Genomic DNA, 20,751 nt, shown 5'->3' on the forward strand with positions numbered 1-20,751 from the left:
TTTTTTAAATCAAAGTCAAAATCAACGTCGTGGGGCTTCACCCCACACCCGACCAAAAGGGAAAAAACGCCTATTCCCCTTTTGGAAATCCCCCGGCGTCCCTAGCGAAGTTACATGCATTAGTTAGTGGCTTCGTGCTTATTCGAAAATAGCTAACGCTTCCGATGGCTCCGCTTTACATCCATGTAAAGCACCCCAGTTCGGCAGTCCCTGCCTCTCGCTCATAAGCGCGAAAATCACCGATTTTCATTCGCCCCTTCCCCCTGAAAGCTATGCAGACGTCCTGTTTGCATCACACTATTTTCTTCAACACCCTTCAACACCCTTCAGCAACTTCGCAGGATAAGTTGAACTTCTGGGGTCTTGGAGTCTGCTGTTAAACCTAAAAGAGTTATGCATATCCTATCTTTTAAGCAAATTGCTATACGCACTTTATTGCGCTGTTTGCTCTTTATTAATATGGTAAGCAGCAGAACCATAAATAAAGTGAAATATTGAAGCGACAGCAAATAATATTAGTTGAATAATACCTATATTCTGACTCGGCATGACCAACATCAAAACGTACACAACTATATTGATTGTCAAACCAAGACATACCAAAAAAGTGATGTTAAAGGTTATCCCTGGCATTTTTTTAGACTTACTAGTTGCTGCTAGCGCAGTCGTTAATTTTACAATAAGCTGACCATAAATAATGCTTGATGCAATTGACCAATCTGAAAGTAACAAAAGTTCACTAGTTTGATCTTGTGCAAACTTAACAATTGTAAGAATAAAAAATGGCAATATAACAAATAAATACGATGCCATTAAATACATTGCTGCACCCTGTGGCTTACGCTTCATCACTATTGTACTCTAAATCTAAATCTAAATCTAAATTTTTCTGTAATTCTTCGCTTCTAATTTGGCGTTCTACGTGTAATATTTTGTGATTTGAAAAAGAGAAGCGCTTTGCACCTTTTTCCTTATGGGCTTCATATGACACTAATGCAATAATTGCATCACCTGGGTCTATATGTGCCAATTCTCTATTTTGATATCGCTTGAGCCATTGTTCATCTAATAAGGGGGCTGAAAAAGATTTACATCTTTCAATGCTTTTAAAATCCCACATGGCATCACCAAAAAAAACAGGCTTTTTGATTAACAAAGTCTCTGTCGTTTTTACCTCTCGAAGAATTTCAATAAATAAAGAACTAGGGTCTTTATCAAATCGAATTTTAGTATTTAAATATACAAGATTACTGCATCCAGATTTTATATCAATAGTTTCACCGTCTATTAGTCTTTCTGAAGCTTTCACAAGTTTTTTAACACCTTCGGCTAAGCGTACTCTGTTAATGTTTAACTCATTTGGAAATCTAATGTCTATAGAGCTTTTTACTCTATCTTCTAAGTGTGTAGCTATTTTTTCAATGTCTTCTTCAGAATCTATTTCATCAAGTTCAATCATAGAACCTGCGATATATTCTGGGATTTTACATAGTGTTTTACTGAAGGATTTTATGATTGATGCACAATTTAATACAGCCTTAATAGATCCTTTTTCAACAGCTGATAATTGATAAGAAAAATCAGCTTCAGGATCAATACTGTGGCCTACGACATGCACTAATTCTTCAAAAGCACTTACATATCCAGCCATCGCGAGAAAGACACGATCTGCGCTACCCGTTGCAGGTTTATAATCTAGTCTAATTTCAAAAATTCCATCTTCTAACATAAATTCCTCGGAAATAGCTGATTACGATTGTGCGTATAACATTTGTATCGTGTGCATGCGCATAATATCACCTCAGACCACTTGGTAAATTTATTCACAAACTACTGATTTAAAATTCGATTTATACAATAGCAAAAATCATTCTGGGTAGAAAGTACGCATGCGCATGATTTCTGCTCGTTTTGTTTAATGCATTGTTCATAACCAGTTGAATATCAAAGATGGGACATGCATATTTTTTTTAATCATGGTTTTAACGAGCCAGACATTGTTAAATTTCCTGATTGCATGCTTGTTAGAAGGCATACAGATTACTAGATGGGTTGGCGGGATTAAGCATTGGCATGGAAGTGACCGTTGACGGCATGGATGCCGTCGTCGAGCCCTCATGGATGAGTTCATGGCGTGTCACTGGAATGACAGTGCTTAATCATCAGCGATGTATTGGTTAAGTTTGTGAATGACTTAAACAAAAAGGCGCCTAAGCGCCTTTTCTACTATTCAGCTATGGGTAAACCACCCAAAACCTCAGATTTGCTTACAACTCACTATTACACAATCAGATCATACTCATCTTTGAGTATCTTAATAATATCTGCCTTTGGATTGGCTGGCAGCGGGATTGGAGCGCCAGTCACCTTCTCGGCAACGCCGGTGTAAGTGCGTGACACTTGCATCATGGCCTCAAGTGGCAGGTCATTGTCGCGGGCGAGGGCTTCACGCTCTGGCATTCTGTCTTTGTTGAGCAGCACATCAGGATCAGGGAAATGATTTAGCAGGAACTGGCGGAAACCCTCTTTGGAGTTTTCCAAAATCTTGCCATCGCGGTAGGCTGCGCCGTCCCAAATACGTGATGAGTCTGGAGTGCCAACTTCATCCATGTAAATCAGTTTTGAATTGCCATCTTTATCGGTCACATAACCGAACTCAAACTTAGTGTCGACAAACACTTGATCAATGTCGGCCAGTGCTTTTGAAATCACTTTAAAGCCATCTTTTAACAGCTTCTCGTACAGGTCGATATCTTCTAACTTTTCAAAGCCAAAGGCTTGGTAGTTGGCTTGGATATCGCTGCGGTTGATGTTCACGTCATCTTGGGCTGGCACACCTGGGATGCCGGTTAAAATGCCTTTGGTTGAAGGGGTGATCAGTAACTCAGGCAGTTTTTGATCTTTCTCTAAGCCTTCTGGCAGGGTGATACCACAGAATACGCGCTCGCCCTTAGAGTAGGCGCGCCACATTGAGCCTGTGATGTACTGGCGGCAAATAGCTTCGACCTTAATAGGGCGAGCTTTTTGGACTATCCATACGAACGGGTGCGGGATATCCAAAATATGGCTGTCGGCTAGGCCGTTTTCGGCGAACAGTTTAAACCAGTGGTTAGAAATTGCGTTTAATGCCGCGCCTTTACCGGGAATGCCTTTGAGACCACCTTCACCGTGGAAGATGCAGTCGAAGGCTGAGATACGGTCGCTGATCACCATGATGGCGAGCGGGGTATCTTCGGGGACGTTATAACCCTTGGTTTTGATTAAACGGCGGCTGTCGGCATCGGTTAACCAGTAAACGCTGCGAACCTTGCCGCTGTGGACTGGGCTGTCGGTGCGGATTGGCAAATCGTTATTCACGGCTAATACGGAATCAGCAAGACTCATGACGAGTATTCCTTAGGATAGAGAGTGTAGGGATAAGGTTTTTATAAGTGTCGGTTTGCAGATGGACTATGGCGTTAGCAACAGCCAGATTCATTGCAACCGCTTTATTATTCGCACTTGGCTTAGGGCGTAAATCGTTCAGCCAGTTTTCGGGATTTGATGTTAAATCTTGAACAGCAAAAGGGGTATTTTCGGGCGGTGTTTGAATTGGGTTGGGTGGAGATAATGCAAGGGAGGGAACAAACGCAGGGCAAGGTTGGCACCACAGTGAAAGTGGTCTGCGAAAGCGGGCTGGGCCCGTGCCATTTTGCTCGAAAATGCTAACCATTAATCCGAGAGAACCTTGTTCTAGACTGCCGCGAAAAAGTGGCGACATTCTACCTTTTTTGACAAAATTTGCCACGGCTATTTGCATCGTTCTTTGCACAGATCTTTACACAGCCCTTTACACTGCTCTTTATATAGTTCTGTGGCTTGAATCTAGCGGGCATAAGGATTTGCAAGGGAATCACGCGCTAACACTCAGTGCTGAGCATGATGGAGGGCAGGTGTTCTGCGGACGAGCTAATGTTGAAGGGCTGTATTTTAGCGCGCTGATGTGCGAGCTTATGACGTAGCTGCAGCCGACAAGACCATCAAGCCAAATATCCAATGGAGGGAATATGAGCACAAGTCAGCATGTACATAATGATAATCAACGAGAGCTAGTATTAGAGCGGATTATAGATGCGCCGCCAGAAAAGCTGTTCCGCGCGTGGACCGAGCCAGAACTCCTCAAAATTTGGTTTACGCCAAGGCCGTGGACAGTGGCTAGCGCGAGCTTAGATGTGCGTGCCGGTGGTTCAAATGTGATCGTGATGCGCAGCCCTGAGGGGCAGGATTTCCCGAATCGTGGCGTGTATCTCGAGGTGGTTGAGAATGAGCGAATCGTATTTACCGATGCCTTTACCGAGGCTTGGGTGCCGTCCGATAAAGCTTTTATGACGGCAACCATCACCTTTGAACCTGTGGACGGTAAGACCAAGTACACTGCGCGGGTGCAGCATTGGAATAGCGAAGATAGGCAGAATCATGAGGATATGGGGTTTCATCAGGGTTGGTCTAAGGCGACCGATCAGCTTGAGGAACTCGTCGCGAGTCTCTAGCAGGCATCCCGTATCAGAGAGTCAACATTAGGTCGTACCTAGCCCAATTGCCCTGCATTATCATATTGTTGGGGATTGGGCAGGATTAGAGGTGTTATGTCGTCACAGAAAGAAGTGCCACAGCTTACACAATCACAGCTTACACAATCACAGCTTGCGCCATCCCAACTCGCGCAAAGCGCGGCTTTGCAGGGCAATAGTTTTTTATCAAAACAGTTCAATGGTTTGTCGGAATTAGCCCAAGAGCTACAGGGCATAGAGTTTGAGGATTGCTGCTTTCAAGATTGCCATTTTAGCGAGAGCGTTTTTCGTAAATGTAAGTTTATCGATTGTCGCTTTGTACGCTGCAACTTAAGTTTAGTGAAAGTGCCCCAGTGTCAGTTCAGCGGGGTGGAGTTTGAAGAATGTAAGTTAGTCGGTATCGATTGGACGCGCGCCGCGTGGTCGCGTTTATCCTTTGCCACACCCTTTTCCTTTAAACAATCCATCTTAAATGATTGCTCATTTTTAGGTTTGTCCCTCGATGAAATTATCATCGAAGAGTGTAAGGCCCACGATGTCGATTTTCGCGAGGGCAGTTTTAATCAAGCCAATTTCACCTACACGGATTTTAGTCATAGTCTGTTTGGCCGAACTCAATTATTGGAGGCGGATTTCAGCGAGGCATCCAATTACGATATCGACATTTTTAACAATAAAATCAAAGGCGCTAAGTTTAGCCGCGACGAAGCGATTCGGCTGCTCAACTGCCTCGATATAGAATTAATGGATTAAGGATTGTGGTAGGTTTTTACTCAGCTTTTCACTCAGCATAGTGATGTTCATCCCACGAGTGTTATCGCAATTTACTGAAATATCTGTTTGTTTTTGAAGCCGCCATTTGTCCCATCTGGCGGCTTTTTCTGTCCGTTTTTTAAGACCTATTGATCTTATTCACGTATTTCAAGGTCAGTCCTAGGTTTTAGTTGCGGTAGATCACACCGAGCTTCCCTATGTGGTTTACCACAATACCCACCTACCTCTTTCGGGATAACAATCTCTGTGGATGAGCAGTGTATTCAGCGTATGCCGTGTATTTTGAAGATATGGTGACGCTGTTTTAACGCTTTATAACTAAAAAAGTAATCAAATCAGTGAGCAAACCTCTGCTCGATGGCGCCCAATGTGGCGACTGACGGGTGGGATGAGCGTGATGGAGGTAACCATGATTGAGCTTAATAGGCGAACCTTTTTAAAGGGAGCAGGAGCGAGCAGCGCCACGTGTGCGTTGGCCAGTCTGCTGCCGGGCAGCTTAGCGGCATTAGAGAATAAGCAGCTAAAGGGCATGGGCAAAGACATTGCCAGTATTTGTGAAATGTGTTCGACCCGTTGCCCGATTTCGGCGCGGGTGATTGAGGGCAAAAACGTCTTCATTAGTGGCAACAAGGCCGCTAAATCCTTTGGCGGTAAAGTGTGTGCCCGTGGCGGCGCAGGCCATAGTTTATTGTACGATCCACAGCGTATCGTTAAACCGTTAAAGCGGGTCGGTGAGCGCGGCGAAGGCAAATGGGCTGAGATCAGTTGGGATGAAGCTTATAAATTAATCGCTGAAAACCTCAATAAAATCAAAAAAGAACATGGCCCAGAAGCTGTGGCATTCTCGTCAAAATCTGGCTCACAAGAAAAGCATTTGTTTCACCTTGCGACCGCCTTTGGTAGTCCAAATACCTTTACTCACGCGTCGACTTGCCCTGGTGGTTATGAAATTGCCGCTAAGGCTATTTTTGGCACTAAGGTTAAACGTGATTTAAGTAATTCTAAATACATCATTAACTTCGGCCATAACCTGTACGAAGGCATCAATATGTCCGAAACCCGTGGCATGATGGCGGCGCAAATGGACAAAGGTGCCAAGCTGGTGGTGTTCGAGCCAAGATTCTCCATTGTGGCCGACAAGGCCGATGAATGGTATGCCATTCGCCCCGGAACAGACGTGGCCGTCGCCTTGGCGTTATGCCATGTATTGATTGAAGATAATCTTTACGACAAGGCATTTGTCGCGCGTTATGTGGAAGGCTTCGAAGCCTTTGCCGCCGAAGTGAAAGCCTATACCCCTGAATGGGCAGAAACCATCTCCGATGTGCCTGCCAAAGACATTCGTCGTATCGCCCACGAATATGCCGCTAAAGCGCCCCATGCTGTGGTCGATTTTGGTCACAGAGCCACCTTTACCACCGAAGAGTTTGAGATGCGCCGCGCCCTTTACGCCGCCAACGTCTTGATTGGTAACATCGAGCGTAAGGGCGGGATTTATATCGGCCAGAAACCCGGTGATTACAACAAGCTTGCCGGTGAAGCGGTGGCGCCCGTATTGGCAAAACCTGGCGTGAAAGACATGCCAAAACCAGCAGCGAAACGTATCGATCAGGTGGAAGAACAGTACGCCATGATGTGGACATCGGGCGGCGTTTACCAAACTATTCTCGATGCCACGTTAAGCGCTGTTCCTTACCAGTTACACGGCTGGGTGATGTCACGCACTAACCCAATGCAAACCATGACAGACAGAGCACGCGTTGTTGAAGCGATGAAAAAGCTCGACTTTATCGCCGTGTGTGATGTGTATATCAGCGAAACCGCCGCCTATGCGGACGTGATTTTACCTGAGTCAACTTATCTTGAACGTGATGAAGAAATTGCTGATAAGTCAGGTAAAAATCCGGCCTATTATGTGCGCCAACGGGTCGTTGAAACCTTAGGTGATACTAAGCCTTCTTGGCAGATCTTTAAGGATGTGGGTGTGGCTATGGGCCTTGGCGAGTTCTATCCATGGGAAAACATGGAAACCCTGCAAATGCTGCAGGTGAGCCGCGACACTGACCTGCTGCGCCGGATCAAAGACGAAGGTTTTGTGAGCTTCGGTAAGCCAATTATGTTGTGCGAGCCTAAGATGGTTACCGAGTTTATTAAGGCATACCCCAATGCGCGACCTGCCGATGAAGACGGCACTTACGCCAGTGCACTGACCTTTAAAACCCCTAGTGGCAAGATTGAACTCACTTCCGCGAAAGTCGAAGCCATGGCACCGGGCCGTGGGGTGATCAAGTTCCGCGAAGTGAATCTTAAAAAAGCAGATGAGCTGTACTTTATCCAAGGCAAAGTGGCGGTGCACACCAATGGCGCCACCCACAATGTGCCTATGCTCGCTAACCTGATGTCGGATAACGCAGTGTGGGTTCACCCTGTTACTGCGGGCAAGTTAGGGATCAGCAATGGCGACCCAATCCGCCTCACCAGCAGTGTTGGCACAGAAGAAGGCCATGCCTTAGTCACGCCGGGTATTCGCCAAGATACTGTGTTTGCTTACATGGGCTTTGGTTCTAAAAACAAAGAGTTGGTCAGAGCAACGGGCAAAGGTATCCACTGCGGTAACTTATTGCCGCACGTTACTGCTCCTGTGTGTGGCATGACAGTGCACACCACGGGCGTCACGCTGGCAAAGCGCTAATCGGAGGCTTAAATGAATAAACGATATGTAATGGTGCACGACGAGAATAAGTGCATCGGCTGCCAAGCTTGTAACGTGGCGTGTCGCAGTGAAAATGGCGTACCCGAAGGCGTAACTCGTCTGCAAGTGCGTGTGGAAGGCCCCTTTGGTGAGATGCCCAATCTGCATTTCAAATATCACAGGGTATCTTGCCAGCAATGTGAAGATGCACCCTGCGTTAAAGTGTGCCCAACAGGCGCGGCCTATGTGGGTGAAGACGGCATTATCTCTATCCATACCGAGAAGTGTGTCGGCTGTATGTACTGTGTGGCAGCGTGCCCTTATAAAGTGCGCTTTATGAACCCAGAAACCAAGGCGGCGGATAAGTGTAACTTCTGTAAAGACAGTCGTTTAGCACGGGGCGAAGAGCCAGCGTGTGTGACTGTGTGTCCAACCGATGCCTTAGTGTTTGGTGATGCTAATGATCCGCAGAGTGAAGTGGCCATCATGCTCAACACTAAAATCACTTACCAAGATAAAACCCATTTGGGCACAAAACCTAGGGTATATCGCGTTCCTACCAAAAGAGGGGGGATTTGATTATGAACAATACTTGGGGCGACATGGCGCAATATGATCCTGTCACTTGGCACTGGGTCATCGCCGTTTACCTGTTTATGGCGGGGTTATCCGCGGGCAGTTTATTGATTGGCATTGGTTTACGCTGGGCGAATAAGGAACTCAGCGCAGGAGCTGAAAGCAGCATTCTTAAGGCGGCAGCCATTATTGGGCCTGTAGCAATTAGCTTAGGTCTAGCTTGCTTAGTGTTTGACTTAACCAAACCATTCCACTTCTGGTTGATCTTAATTCACTATAACTTCCAGTCTGTGATGGCAATCGGGGTACTGGCGCTGCTGGCGTATTCTCCCTTAGCTTTTGCGTACGCCATTATTGTGCTGCGGGATGACTTACCAAAATGGGGGTTGGGTTTCCTAACACCTATCGCTAAGTTACTTATGCCATTTCGAAAGCTGATTGAAGTATTGTTGTTTGTCCTCGCCATTGGCGTAGGGGCTTACACTGGCTTCTTAATTTCGGCGATGAATGCTTATCCTATGCTCAACACTGCGGTACTGCCTGCGCTGTTTTTAGTGTCAGGTCTATCGGCGGGCGCTGCGGCAAATGCGGTACTGGCTTTGCTGATGTTTAAGACTGACAGCCACGACAAAACCTTAGTGAAGATGCACGGTTTAGAATTGCCTGTGATGGTGATTGAAATCCTGTTCCTGTTCATGCTGTTCTGCGCCTTGTACTTCAAGGGCGGCGCGGCGGCAGCGGCCTTAGCATCGTTAACTTCTGGGCTATGGGCAAGCGTGTTCTGGATAGGCGTTGTCGGTATAGGTTTTGGTATTCCATTGCTGTTTATGCTGCTACCCGCCGCGACTCGCCACACTAAGGGGGCGATGATCATGGTGGCTTGTGCGAGCTTAACGGGCGTACTCGCCTTAAGACACTTTATTGTGTACGCAGGGCAAAGCTATTTAAGCTGAGTGTAATCTGGCTTTACATATTGATAGATAAAGAAAAAGCACTGGCAATGTCAGTGCTTTTTTATTGTTTGAATCTTGAGAAGGTTTGCCAGTACAAGCAGGACGCTTATTGGGGTAATAACTCGATAACCGACTTCACCGTTAGCACTAAGGCGCTGATACTGCACAGGACTAACGTCGCCATCTTTGTCTTCTCTTTATCGACACGGCCCACTAATCGTCCTGCGACTAAGTAACCTAAAATCACTGAGGGGAGCAGCATCAACGACAGCCACAGATGTTTTAATTCTAATAAGCCAGTGATCGCTAAAATGACCAATGCAATCATGGAGCTAAAAATGAAGAAGGCCGACAGGGCAGCACGAAACTGCGAGGCATCTTTGCCTGCCAATAAAATCGCCATCGGCGGGCCACCAATCGCGGCGATATTGCCGAAGATCCCTGAAACCACGCCCGCACCGAAGAGGGTTTTCTTATTCACTGGCAGGCTGAATTTATACAGGCTGAGGATCACTGCGACAGTCACAATGGCGGCGATGGATAAACCGAGTATGGGTTGAGGCGCAAACAGCAATAAACTCGCGCCGATAAAACCGCCGGGCACGCGACCTAGGAGCGCATATTGCAAGCCATTGAATTCTAAGTGACCGCGTTCACGCACTAAGGTCAGCAGGGCGATGGAGAAACCCATAGCAATAACAGGCGCAGGTACAAGTTGTGGATCGACGATATACAGCAAAGGACTGGCGACAACCGCAAGCCCAAACCCAATAAGACTTTGGGTTAATGCGCCCAGAAACACGACCAGCGAGGCTAAGGCGAGTGTCTGTGGATCTATCATAGAAAACATAGGATTTCCTATATCCCAAACCACCTCAAGATGGTGAAATTTAAAGTTTGAAGTCGCTTGGGTATAAACAAAAAGGGATCGTTAACGATCCCTATTGATGAGCACTGTGATATGACTTTAAAAGCGACGAGTCGCTATTCCATGTCTTCCCACTCGATTCCCATTTGATCCATCAACAACTTGGCTTCTGCAGGAATGCTGTCTGGGTTATCTTTTGACAGATCTTCATCGTTGGGCAATGGCTGGCCAGTGTAGGCGTGCAAAAATGCCTCACACAACAGCTCGCTGTTGGTGGCGTGACGCAAATTATTGACCTGACGACGAGTACGTTCGTCCGTGAGGACCTTAAGCACTTTGAGCGGAATAGACACAGTAATTTTTTTTACTTGTTCATTCTTCTTGCCATGTTCAGCATAGGGGCTGATGTATTCCCCATTCCATTCAGTCATTGACTCACCTGTTATAACGCTAAATTCGGGGCAGATTTTAAACCCTTACAAAGAACAGTCAAATTATTGCTACTATTTCTTTGTGATTGCAAACAGATTTCTTTATGTTCAGACGTCTAAACGTCTTCACGCCTATTGACGATGGCGTTGGGCTTAGGTACATTTAGACGTCCAGACATCTCTATCAGTCTACCGAATTTAGGAGTCCCCCCATGGCAGAGCGTCAATTAGCCACACTGGCAGTGCGTCAGGGTATCGAAAGCGATACTCAATATGGCGCAGTTGTGCCACCGATTTATTTGTCGACTAATTACGCCTTCGATGGTCATAAAAATCCCCGCGAATTCGATTACAGTCGTTCAGGCAACCCAACGCGCTGCATTTTAGGCGAAGCATTAGCGCAATTAGAAAAGGGGGCGACTGGCATAGTGACATGCACTGGCATGGCGGCCATCACCTTAGTGACTACTTTGCTCGGCCCCGATGACCTATTGGTCGTGCCCCACGATTGTTACGGCGGTTCCTACCGTTTATTTACCAACTTGGCGAAGAAAGGCCAGTTTAAGCTCATTGTGGTCGACCAAACCGACAGCCAAGCGTTAGCCGGCGCCATTGCGCAGAATCCTAAGATGGTGTGGCTCGAAACCCCATCGAACCCGTTATTGCGTGTGGTGGATATCGAAGCCATTGCTAAGGCGAGCCATGGTGTCGGCGCGCTGGTGGTGGTCGATAACACTTTTTTATCGCCAATATTGCAACAACCCCTATTGTTAGGCGCGGATATCGTTATCCACTCCACCACTAAATATATCAATGGTCATAGCGATGTGGTCGGCGGCGCTGTGGTCGCCAAAGACGCGCAAATCGGCGAAAGCTTACATTGGTGGTCGAACACTCTAGGCTTAACGGGGTCGGCCTTCGACAGTTATCTGACCCTGCGCGGCCTACGTACCTTAGCTGTGCGTATTCGCGAGCATCAAACCAATGCCCAGCGTATTATTGAGGTATTAACGCAAAGCCCTGTGGTGAGCAAAGTCTATTATCCAGGTCTTGCGGATCACCCAGGTCACGCCATTGCGGCCAAGCAACAACAGGGCTTTGGCGCTATGCTGAGCTTTGAGCTCAAAGGCGGCGAGGCCGAAGTGGTGGCCTTTTTAGGTGCACTCAGCTTATTTAGTGTGGCGGAAAGTTTAGGTGGCGTCGAAAGTTTAGTGGCAGTGCCCGCCACTATGACCCACAGAGCCATGGAGCCGCAGGCGCGCTTCGAGGCTGGTATTAAGGACACCTTATTGCGTCTATCGGTGGGTATTGAAGATGCCGCCGATTTAGTTGCAGATATTCAAGCAGGATTAGCCGCCGTTGCGGCTTGTCAGTAGAGGAATAATAGATGGCACGTTGTCACTTACATAAATTTGGTGGCTCCAGTTTAGCGGATGCCGATTGTTATCGCCGAGTCGCCCATATCCTGTTAACCCACGGTCATAGTGATGATCTCGTGGTGGTCTCTGCGGCGGGTAAAAGCACGAATTTCCTGTATAAATTATTAGCGCTGCGTGATGCGGGTCAGCTATGGCAAGAAGAATTACAAGTGCTGATCAGCTACCAACAGGGGTTGATTGAGCAGTTGTTGTCGAATGAACAAGCCCGCGATCTGCGTGAGCGTTTGGCCACTGATAAAGCGCAACTCATCAGCTTGTTGTCCTTAGATGAGCGCAATGAATACCAAATCAACCATGTGGTGAGCTTTGGCGAACGTTGGTCGGCACGTTTAATGGCGGCGCTACTGCGCGAATCTGGCGTGGCGGCAAGCCATGTGGATGCCTGTTCAATTTTAGTGGCCGATGAAGCCGCTGTGCCACAAATTCGGGTACAAGAATCCCGCGCTAAAGTACAAGCCCTATTAGCCGCGCATCCCAATGAACGCTTAGTGATCACAGGTTTTATCTGCGCTAACGAGCGTGGCGATACCCTGTTACTTGGTCGTAATGGTTCAGATTTTAGCGCCAGCCTGATTGCTAGTCTCGCCGATATCGAGCGCGTGACCATTTGGACCGATGTGGAAGGGGTGTTCAACGCCGATCCTAATAAAATCAACGATGCCAAGTTACTGAAAAGCATGTCACTTGCCGAAGCCGATCGCCTAGCGCGTTTAGGCTCGCCAGTATTACATTCGCGCACTCTGCAGCCTTTGTTTAATACCGAAGTGAGTTTAGCGGTACGCTCAAGTTATGCATCCCACACCGACTTTACCTTGATCGCTCCCCACAGTTCGTCGGCGAGCGCACCTGTGGTGACTAACCTTAATGCTGTTGTGCTGTTCGGCTTTAAACTCACGGGTGAATTAACTCGTTTATTAGATCTATTGATCGCCGCGGGTTTAACGCCATTGGCCCATTGGACCTCTGCCCATCAAAGGGTTGAACTTGCCTATACCGCTGAGAATCAAAAACAAGTTCAAAGATTACTCGATGCCGAGGCAGAAGCATTAGGGATTAGTGATCAGCAGATCAACACAGATTTTGGTTTAGTCGCATTAGTAAGTGCCGACGCCGAACATTATCGTCGCAGTTTCGCCCGTTTACTGAGCCGTGATGCTAAACCTTTGTTCAGTGGCGATTTAAGTTTAGTGACGTTAGTGCCCCAGTCACAGGTGAATCTGTTAACCCAAAAAGTTCACCGTCGCTGCGCTGGCCCGCGTAAACGCATTGGCGTCCTGCTGCTCGGTGTGGGTAATATCGGTGAGGCTTGGATCGATCTGTTTAAGTCGGTTTCACCATCATTGGACCATGAACTCGAAGCCAGTGTTGAGTTAGTCGGTTTAGTCAGTTCGAGTAAAGCTTTGATTAAATCCACTGGGATTAATCTTGCTGCGTGGCAAACAGAGTTTAATACTGAAGCAACGCCTTGGCAGTATGAACATTTATTCGAGCAATTAGAACAAGTTAACTGCGATGAGCTGGTGGCCTTAGATATCAGTGCCAGCGCCAGTTTGACGCTGCAATATCCAGAGCTATTCGAGCGTGGCATCCATGTGGTGAGCGCGAATAAACTTGCGGGCTCGGGTCCACTGCCTTTCTATCGAGAGTTAAAGCAGCAACTGGGTAATCGTCGCTTATTTTGGCGCTATAACGCCAGCTGTGGCGCTGGTTTACCCATCCAACATGCGCTAAATGATCTGCGTAACAGCGGTGATAGCGTTGAAGCGGTGGGCGGGATTTTCTCTGGCACCTTATGTTGGTTATTTGAAAAATACGATACCAGCAAGCCATTTTCAGAATTAGTGATTGAAGCCAGAGGCTTAGGTATTACTGAACCCGATCCCCGCGACGATCTCTCCGGCCGTGATATGCAGCGTAAACTGCTTATCTTAGCCCGTGAGATTGGCCTTGAAATCGAGCTTGAAGATATTGAACTGCGTTCACTCGTGCCAGCCGCTTTGGCGGATATTCCCTTAGATCAATTTCTCACCCGCATTGCCGAGTTAGATGCCGATCTGTTGCAACAGTATGGTGCGGCGGCGGAGCAAAATAAGGTGCTCAGATATGTGGCATCCTTAGACAACAGCGGCCCAGAGCTCAAGGCCGAGGTGGGTTTGCAGTGGATTGATACCCATCACCCTTACGCCAACTTAACCCCTGGTGATAATGTGTTTGTGATCCGCAGTGTCTTCTACCAAGGTAATCCGCTGATCATCCGTGGACCGGGCGCAGGACGCGAAGTGACCGCGGCGGCGGTGCAGTCGGATCTGACCCAGATCTGTCGCGATCTGCTGCAGGAATAACGCGGTATCAAGCTTCTTAAAGGACTCATTCGAGTCCTTTTTTATTGGCTAGAATAAATCTATCGAATTAACCGAGATTAAATGCGGTTTATGGGTATTTTTGGGCTTGACTTACATCTCAGTTTCTCTAGTATATGGACATATAGACGTCCAAACGTCCATTTGAACTAATTCATACTAGCAAAGAGTAGCGCCAAGGGCGGTTGAGGAAATACACATGGCTTTTCATCACGCACAACATTCACAATCGCTGAACCAGAGTTTGTCTGAGCTTAATGGCGATATTAATGTTTCTTTTGAGTTTTTCCCGCCATCGACCCCCGAAATGGAACAGATCCTGTGGAATTCTATCCGTCGTTTAGAGCCGCTGAATCCTAAGTTTGTGTCTGTGACTTACGGCGCTAACTCAGGCGTACGTGACCGCACCCACGGTGTGATTGAGCGTATCCAACAGGAAACCGACCTCGTTGCCGCGCCGCACTTAACCTTAGTGGATGCCAGCGATGAAGAGCTATTAGAACTGGCTAAGCATTACTGGAAATCGGGCATTCGTGACATAGTGGCACTGCGTGGTGATTTACCCGCGGGCAGCCCAAAGCCAACCCGTTTTGCGGTCGATTTAGTGCGTTTACTGCGCTCTGTGGCTGACTTTGATATTTCCGTTGCGGCCTATCCAGAAGTGCATCCCGATGCGAGCAATGCACAGGCGGATTTGATCAACCTCAAGCGCAAGATTGATGCGGGCGCCAGCCGTGCTATTACCCAGTTTTTCTTCGATGTGGAATCTTACCTGCGTTTTCGTGATCGCTGCGTTGCCGCCGGTATCGACGTTGAAATTGTGCCGGGCATTTTACCTGTGACTAACTTTACCCAGCTAAAACGTTTCGCGGGCATGACCAATGTGTCGTTACCGAATTGGTTACATAAGCAATTCGACGGCCTAGAAAACGATGCGGGTACACGCCAATTGGTGGGGGCAAACGTGGCCATCGACATGGTGAAAGTGCTGTCCCGCGAAGGCGTGAAGGATTTCCATTTTTACACCTTAAATCGCGCCGAATTGACCTACGCGATTTGCCACACTTTAGGCGTGCGTCCTAAATAAAACTTTATAAAATAAGCTAATAAAAACGCCGCAGAGAATGCGGCGTTTTGTTTTGTTTAAATTCTAAATTGAGCTAATAAAGTTGTTAAACGGGCTGCGAGTTGGGCAAGTTCATCGCCAGCGCGTGCGGTTTGTACCGCACTATCTGTCGCATTGGTCGCAATATCATTGATGTTATTAACATTTTTATTAATCTCAGCCGAAACCGCACATTGCTCATTTGCAGCGCTGGCGATCTGGATATTCATCTGGCTAATGGTGGAAACCGCATGGGTAATGGCTTCGAGTGCTTCACCCGCTTGGTGAACTTGGGATACACAGCTTTGGGTGGTGCGGGTGCTGGTTTCCATCGCATTGACTGTAGACTTAGCTTTATGCTGAAGCGCTTCGATCATCTGCTGAATTTCCGTTGTAGATGCTTGAGTGCGACTCGCCAGAGTGCGTACTTCATCGGCAACGACTGCAAACCCTCGACCTTGTTCTCCCGCCCTTGCGGCTTCAATTGCCGCATTGAGTGCGAGTAAATTAGTTTGGTCGGCAATATTACGGATAACCACAAGCACAGAATCAATTTCAGCGGTATTACGCTCTAATTCATTGATTTCACTCGCTGCTGTGGCTATTTCCTCGGCCAATATGGCGATAGTGGTTACCACTTTTTGTACAACCAATTTGCCTTGTTCGGTTGAGTCATTGGCATGATTGGCGGCATCGGCCGCATCGGTCGCGTTATGGGCAACTTCTTGAACCGTTGCGGCCATTTCATTCATTGCGGTGGCAACTTGCTCAGTTTCGAGGTGCTGGCGACTCGCCATCTTCTGGGTTTCCCGCGTAATGCTCGACATTTCTTCAGCAGAGGTGGCGAGCAGGCTTGTTGAGTCGGCGACGTGGGAAACTGTGTTGTGAATTTTTTCTACAAAGCGGTTGAATGCCATCGATAATTCAGCAATTTCATCCTTACCTTTTACCGCGATTCTGCGGGTTAAATCGCCTTCACCTTCAGCGATATCATTCATGGCTTGGGTGGTTTCAGCGATAGGGCGAGTAATCCCTTTGGCAATAAACCAAGCAATGGCAGTTCCAATGACCAGAGCCACTAAACCGATAAGGATCAACTTAAGGCGAATATCCGCTATCGCTTGTTCTGAATGGGTTCTATCCATCGCAATATCGAGTACGCCAAACACGTTTCCTGAATAATCTTTTATGGCGTTGCGATACAGGGCGTAGGTTTTGTTATTTAAGGAAATAGTGCGTATGACTTCATGGCCTTGGATGACGTTATTGAGTTCATCTGTCGCTTGGGTATCAGGCGTGAATGTAGCGCCAAATAACTTGTACCCTGAATCATCTGGCAAGATGAGGGCAATTTCTGCTTGATAGGCTTGTTTAAAATTATCAAAAAAGGGTTGACCGAAGGACATGCCAAACTCAACTGAGCCTGTGTGTTGTCCGTTGTAAGTCATTGGAACTAAACCACGAATACCTAATCCTTCCACTCCATATTCCAAGCCATAAAGAGGGCGCTTTTGGCTATTTGTTTCAACTATGGTCTTGCGTATGCTGGTGAGATCATCGCCAAATTTTTCGGGACGATGCAAGCGTAGAAAAGAAGTGGCTGGTGGCCTATGAAATTGGAATTGCTGAACCGCAAAATCGCGCTTAAGTTGGGTAAATATAGGTAAGGTACGGGCGGTGAGTTCATCACGCTCGCCTGTTGCAAAGGTGCTTTGAACTTCTGGCGTGAGTGAGATGATGGTTGCCATTGCTTCGGCTAATTTGCCCGATGAGGCTATCTCGGCAACAGCGGTTTCATAGATCTTATGGAGTTCTCTTTGCTCGGATTCTGCAACTTGGCGACTGAATTCAGAGAGAACGAGCGGCATGATAAAGCTCATTACTGTTAACAGTAATAGACAGATCCCAATAACGATCCTCGTACTAATTTTTAGATTTATCAAAACAGCCTCCAATTCATGTGCAAATCAACTCAATTTATCCGTTTGATATTATAGAGATACAACTTGATAAGATTTGAGAGGACGCGAACCTTTTTAAGTTATTTATTCCCTCTTACGCTCGTTTCGTGCCCTTGGACACAGATCTATTTTTGGCCTAAATATTTACTTAGCCTGCTAACTAAGTATAATGCTTAGCACGCTAACTAAATAGGTGAGCAAGATGCAAAAAGAATTAGAGCGACTTAAAGAGTTATCGCTGGCGGAGCATTTAGGCCGTCTGCATCGACTGTGGCGTACCGTGGCCGATGTCGAGCTGGCACCTTTAGGATTAACTCATCCCCGTTGGACTGCCCTATGGAAACTGCTGCGTTTAGGCGACAGTGTTAGCCAAAAAGTGTTGGCCGATGCCTTAGAAATTGAATTGGCTTCGCTAATGCGCACCTTAGGGCAATTAGAAGAGCAAGGTTTAGTCGAGCGTCATTGTTGTGACAAAGATAAGCGGGCAAGGATTGTGAGCCTGACGCCAGCGGGATTAGATGTTTTAAAGCAAATGGAAGCGCGGATTATTCAAGTGCGCCGTGAGTTATTAGGCGGGATCAGTGCCGAAGAGTTGAGCGAATTTGAACGCATTATTAGCCTGATCAGCGACAACGCAAGCGCCAAATTAACCAAGGTTACAGACACCCTTTTGTGAGAAAGAAGATGACACCGGATCAACAGTTTGCCCGTTTAGTAAAATTTGCCATGTTTGGCTTTGTGATGGTTTTTGGCTATTTCATGCTGGCCGACACTATGATGCCATTGACGCCTCAAGCCATGGCGACCCGTGTAGTGACGAAAGTGACACCGCAGATCAGCGGTAAAATCCAGACCATAGCCGTGACCAATAACCAAGCGGTTGCCAAGGGTGATTTGTTGTTTCAAGTCGATCCCGCACCCTATGAGTTAGCGGTATCGCAGGCTAAATTGGCCTTAGAGCAAGCCCGTCAAGATAATGCTGAGTTAGATGCCTCGCTATTGGCTGCTAAGGCCGAGGTCAATGCCAATAAAACCACCTCACAACAAAAACGCAGCGAGGCTAAACGTCTCGATGCCCTGTATGCCACCCATGGTGTATCGCAGCAGCAAAAGGAGCTAGCCGATAGCGATGCCGCAGCAGCAGAAGCCAATTTGCTTGCCGCCAATGCGCGTTTAGAAAAACTCAAAGTGAGTCGTGGCAGTTATGGCGAAGAGAATCTTAAAGTGCGTCAGGCGCAAAACCATTTAGCCCAAGCCGAGCTTAATCTGTCTTACACCCAAATACGTGCCGATCAAGATGGGATAGTGACTAACCTGCAGTTAGAAGTCGGTAGTTTTGCGACCGTGGGGCAACCTCTGTTGGCCGTGGTATCGGATAAAGTGGATATTATTGCCGATTTTCGCGAGAAGAGCCTGCGTGGCGTCAATGCTACTTCGACCGCTTTGATTGCGTTCGATGGCGAACCTGGGCGTTTATATCGGGCGACGGTGAGCAGTGTTGATGCGGGCGTGAGTGCAGGGCAATTCGATGCCAATGGCCGTTTAGCCGCGCCACAGGAATCGGACCGTTGGGTACGTGATGCCCAAAGATTGAGATTACATCTAGTGTTAGATGGTATGGCAATGAACAGCTTACCAGCCGGTGCGCGCGCGACCGTGCAATTGCTGCCCGAGAATAGCCTTTTTAGCTTGATCGCTAAGGTGCAGATTAAAGCAATCAGCCTGCTGCACTATATTTACTAGCCTATTTACTAGAATGTTTACTAGCGTATTTACCAGCATATTTATCGGCATATCCATCAGTACTTATCTGCGTTGACGAGCACGAGTGACTCGCGGTGGTTTGTATTTGCCGCGAGTGGCTTGAGTGAACGCTTCAAAGCAACATAAGTGTGAACGCAGCATAAGCCAGCTAAACATCCTCATTTAATGTATCGATAGAACAAGGCGACGAGCATGTTACTACGCCATAGCCCATTGACGGCCAACGATTTACGCCAGTGTTTACGGATTGCGACTGGCGCGACCTTAGGTTTTACCCTGTGTAAAATTTTTGGTTGGAGCAATGGAGTCTTCTTCACTGTGACACCTATGCTACTACTCGGATTAGTGCCAGTGATGAATGGCCATGCTATGCGCCAATTATTGGCTTCATCTGCCATGGCTGGGTTAGAGGTTGGGTTACTCGGCGGTTTCTTTGGCAGCCATCCCGGTATGATGACTCCCATCGTTTTCCTATTATTTTTATACCGCTTTGCGGCCATGTCCCGCGGCAGTTTGTTTCTCTTTGGTGCCAACGGAGTGCTGAGTCTCAGTATCATGCTGCACTTTGCAAGCTATCCCGGCGCTGACTTAAACGACTTAGTTTTCAGTAACTTTTGGGCGACAGCACTTTCAGTTGTTATCGCCTACGCTATGACGGTACTCTGGCCCGATGTTGAACCAAGAGCGGCTTACAAACCTGGGCCTAAGGCGCCGCATCGAATGCGCCACGAAGCCTTGCTCGGCGCTACCATAGCGACGGCATCGTTTCTGGTGTTCCAAATATTTGATCTGCGGGATTCGATGTCGGCTCAAGCGACCACTCTTTTGCTATTGTTTCCTATGCATTGGAATGGTGCACTCGACTATGCCCGTAAGCGCGCCATAGGCACCCTGTTGGGGGTGTCGTTTGGGATACTCGTGCAGTTGCTGCTCTATGATTGGTCAGGGCTATTGATGTTAGTTGTCCCCTTGTTGTGGATCGGACTGATGATTTTTAGCCAAGCCCATGTGCGCGAGGCGAATGGCTCTGGCGTGGGTTTTGGTGCTATGACCACGTTAGGGATTTTGTTTGGGCAGTATTTGACCCCAGGTAACGACTTAATCTTCAGTGCCTTATACCGAGTGAGCAGTATTTTAATCGCTATCGTTGGCACGTTACTTTTATGCTATTTGATACATAAGTTATTGAATCGTTTCGAATCGACGCGATTTGGTTATTGAGCAGGCCATTAAGTCTTGAAGGCTTGCAGCTTAACCTTGTACAGAGTAAGGTAAATT

Annotated in this window: 18 protein-coding genes; 11 read left to right on the top strand and 7 right to left on the bottom strand. The window is 47.3% G+C overall.

The window, feature by feature from the left end; translation table 11 throughout:
- Positions 1-432: 432 nt before the first annotated feature.
- The 4 genes from ACHA99_RS16335 to ACHA99_RS16350 form a co-directional block, all read right to left on the bottom strand.
- A complete protein-coding gene (locus tag ACHA99_RS16335; RefSeq protein WP_393943857.1) occupies positions 433-852 on the bottom strand; it encodes a hypothetical protein in 420 nt (139 codons plus the stop codon).
- On the bottom strand, positions 839-1,729 hold the full coding sequence (locus ACHA99_RS16340) for a hypothetical protein (protein ID WP_393943859.1): 891 nt from the start codon (positions 1,727-1,729) through the stop codon (positions 839-841). The genes ACHA99_RS16335 and ACHA99_RS16340 overlap by 14 nt, the downstream gene beginning before the upstream one ends.
- A gap of 551 nt (positions 1,730-2,280) precedes the next feature.
- Entirely contained in the window at positions 2,281-3,384 is a 1,104-nt protein-coding gene (locus ACHA99_RS16345; protein WP_393943861.1) for a phosphoribosylaminoimidazolesuccinocarboxamide synthase, read from the bottom strand.
- Positions 3,371-3,799, bottom strand: a complete 429-nt coding sequence (locus ACHA99_RS16350; RefSeq protein WP_393943863.1) for a hypothetical protein — start codon at positions 3,797-3,799, stop codon at positions 3,371-3,373. The genes ACHA99_RS16345 and ACHA99_RS16350 overlap by 14 nt, the downstream gene beginning before the upstream one ends.
- A gap of 247 nt (positions 3,800-4,046) precedes the next feature.
- Here ACHA99_RS16350 and ACHA99_RS16355 point away from each other — a divergent pair, with 247 nt between their 5' ends.
- From ACHA99_RS16355 to nrfD, 5 genes are all read left to right on the top strand, one after another.
- Complete coding sequence (locus tag ACHA99_RS16355) at positions 4,047-4,529, top strand: SRPBCC family protein (protein WP_393943865.1); 483 nt, start codon at positions 4,047-4,049, stop codon at positions 4,527-4,529.
- 96 nt (positions 4,530-4,625) lie between these two features.
- A complete protein-coding gene (locus tag ACHA99_RS16360) occupies positions 4,626-5,303 on the top strand; it encodes a pentapeptide repeat-containing protein (protein WP_393943867.1) in 678 nt (225 codons plus the stop codon).
- 430 nt (positions 5,304-5,733) lie between these two features.
- Complete coding sequence (phsA, locus tag ACHA99_RS16365) at positions 5,734-8,016, top strand: thiosulfate reductase PhsA (protein ID WP_393943870.1); 2,283 nt, start codon at positions 5,734-5,736, stop codon at positions 8,014-8,016.
- Between the two features lie 12 nt (positions 8,017-8,028).
- Positions 8,029-8,595 (top strand): 4Fe-4S dicluster domain-containing protein, encoded by a 567-nt coding sequence (locus ACHA99_RS16370; protein WP_113940053.1) that lies wholly within the window; start codon positions 8,029-8,031, stop codon positions 8,593-8,595.
- 2 nt (positions 8,596-8,597) lie between these two features.
- A complete protein-coding gene (nrfD, locus tag ACHA99_RS16375) occupies positions 8,598-9,545 on the top strand; it encodes an NrfD/PsrC family molybdoenzyme membrane anchor subunit (RefSeq protein WP_393943872.1) in 948 nt (315 codons plus the stop codon).
- A 106-nt stretch (positions 9,546-9,651) separates the two neighbouring features.
- On the opposite strand, the gene ACHA99_RS16380 is transcribed toward nrfD, so the two are convergent.
- Positions 9,652-10,395: a sulfite exporter TauE/SafE family protein gene (locus ACHA99_RS16380; RefSeq protein ID WP_106649332.1), complete on the bottom strand. Its 744-nt coding sequence runs from the start codon at positions 10,393-10,395 to the stop codon at positions 9,652-9,654.
- Between the two features lie 134 nt (positions 10,396-10,529).
- Positions 10,530-10,844 (bottom strand): met regulon transcriptional regulator MetJ, encoded by a 315-nt coding sequence (gene metJ / locus ACHA99_RS16385; RefSeq protein WP_105251319.1) that lies wholly within the window; start codon positions 10,842-10,844, stop codon positions 10,530-10,532.
- Positions 10,845-11,056: 212 nt separating this feature from the next.
- On the opposite strand from metJ, the gene metB reads away from it, so the two are divergent.
- From metB to metF, 3 genes are all read left to right on the top strand, one after another.
- Positions 11,057-12,220, top strand: a complete 1,164-nt coding sequence (gene metB / locus ACHA99_RS16390; protein WP_263193256.1) for a cystathionine gamma-synthase — start codon at positions 11,057-11,059, stop codon at positions 12,218-12,220.
- Between the two features lie 11 nt (positions 12,221-12,231).
- Positions 12,232-14,625, top strand: coding sequence for a bifunctional aspartate kinase/homoserine dehydrogenase II (locus tag ACHA99_RS16395; RefSeq protein ID WP_113940049.1), 2,394 nt, complete (start codon positions 12,232-12,234; stop codon positions 14,623-14,625).
- 217 nt (positions 14,626-14,842) lie between these two features.
- A complete protein-coding gene (gene metF, locus ACHA99_RS16400; protein WP_012088154.1) occupies positions 14,843-15,730 on the top strand; it encodes a methylenetetrahydrofolate reductase in 888 nt (295 codons plus the stop codon).
- A 56-nt stretch (positions 15,731-15,786) separates the two neighbouring features.
- Here the strand turns inward: metF and ACHA99_RS16405 are convergent, their stop codons facing one another.
- Positions 15,787-17,688, bottom strand: coding sequence for a methyl-accepting chemotaxis protein (locus tag ACHA99_RS16405; protein ID WP_393944037.1), 1,902 nt, complete (start codon positions 17,686-17,688; stop codon positions 15,787-15,789).
- Between the two features lie 223 nt (positions 17,689-17,911).
- Between ACHA99_RS16405 and slyA the strand changes: the two genes are divergently transcribed.
- The 3 genes from slyA (at position 17,912) to ACHA99_RS16420 (ending at position 20,694) form a co-directional block, all read left to right on the top strand.
- Positions 17,912-18,385 (top strand): transcriptional regulator SlyA, encoded by a 474-nt coding sequence (gene slyA / locus ACHA99_RS16410; RefSeq protein ID WP_105251323.1) that lies wholly within the window; start codon positions 17,912-17,914, stop codon positions 18,383-18,385.
- Positions 18,386-18,393: 8 nt separating this feature from the next.
- A complete protein-coding gene (locus tag ACHA99_RS16415) occupies positions 18,394-19,452 on the top strand; it encodes an HlyD family secretion protein (RefSeq protein WP_393943877.1) in 1,059 nt (352 codons plus the stop codon).
- A gap of 213 nt (positions 19,453-19,665) precedes the next feature.
- Positions 19,666-20,694, top strand: a complete 1,029-nt coding sequence (locus tag ACHA99_RS16420) for a DUF2955 domain-containing protein (protein ID WP_393943879.1) — start codon at positions 19,666-19,668, stop codon at positions 20,692-20,694.
- The last annotated feature ends 57 nt before the right edge of the window (positions 20,695-20,751 follow it).

The organism is Shewanella sp. S23-S33 (genome assembly GCF_043359565.1).
GTDB lineage: Bacteria > Pseudomonadota > Gammaproteobacteria > Enterobacterales > Shewanellaceae > Shewanella > Shewanella oncorhynchi.

What these genes read in the sequence shown, in the direction of transcription:
- ACHA99_RS16340 (WP_393943859.1), bottom strand. Translation starts at nt 1,729, where the DNA reads ATGTTAGAAGATGGAATTTTTGAAATTAGACTAGATTATAAACCTGCA.
- ACHA99_RS16345 (WP_393943861.1), bottom strand. Translation starts at nt 3,384, where the DNA reads ATGAGTCTTGCTGATTCCGTATTAGCCGTGAATAACGATTTGCCAATC.
- ACHA99_RS16350 (WP_393943863.1), bottom strand. Translation starts at nt 3,799, where the DNA reads ATGCAAATAGCCGTGGCAAATTTTGTCAAAAAAGGTAGAATGTCGCCA.
- ACHA99_RS16355 (WP_393943865.1), top strand. Translation starts at nt 4,047, where the DNA reads ATGAGCACAAGTCAGCATGTACATAATGATAATCAACGAGAGCTAGTA.
- ACHA99_RS16360 (WP_393943867.1), top strand. Translation starts at nt 4,626, where the DNA reads ATGTCGTCACAGAAAGAAGTGCCACAGCTTACACAATCACAGCTTACA.
- phsA (WP_393943870.1), top strand. Translation starts at nt 5,734, where the DNA reads ATGATTGAGCTTAATAGGCGAACCTTTTTAAAGGGAGCAGGAGCGAGC.
- ACHA99_RS16370 (WP_113940053.1), top strand. Translation starts at nt 8,029, where the DNA reads ATGAATAAACGATATGTAATGGTGCACGACGAGAATAAGTGCATCGGC.
- nrfD (WP_393943872.1), top strand. Translation starts at nt 8,598, where the DNA reads ATGAACAATACTTGGGGCGACATGGCGCAATATGATCCTGTCACTTGG.
- ACHA99_RS16380 (WP_106649332.1), bottom strand. Translation starts at nt 10,395, where the DNA reads ATGTTTTCTATGATAGATCCACAGACACTCGCCTTAGCCTCGCTGGTC.
- metJ (WP_105251319.1), bottom strand. Translation starts at nt 10,844, where the DNA reads ATGACTGAATGGAATGGGGAATACATCAGCCCCTATGCTGAACATGGC.
- metB (WP_263193256.1), top strand. Translation starts at nt 11,057, where the DNA reads ATGGCAGAGCGTCAATTAGCCACACTGGCAGTGCGTCAGGGTATCGAA.
- ACHA99_RS16395 (WP_113940049.1), top strand. Translation starts at nt 12,232, where the DNA reads ATGGCACGTTGTCACTTACATAAATTTGGTGGCTCCAGTTTAGCGGAT.
- metF (WP_012088154.1), top strand. Translation starts at nt 14,843, where the DNA reads ATGGCTTTTCATCACGCACAACATTCACAATCGCTGAACCAGAGTTTG.
- slyA (WP_105251323.1), top strand. Translation starts at nt 17,912, where the DNA reads ATGCAAAAAGAATTAGAGCGACTTAAAGAGTTATCGCTGGCGGAGCAT.
- ACHA99_RS16415 (WP_393943877.1), top strand. Translation starts at nt 18,394, where the DNA reads ATGACACCGGATCAACAGTTTGCCCGTTTAGTAAAATTTGCCATGTTT.
- ACHA99_RS16420 (WP_393943879.1), top strand. Translation starts at nt 19,666, where the DNA reads ATGTTACTACGCCATAGCCCATTGACGGCCAACGATTTACGCCAGTGT.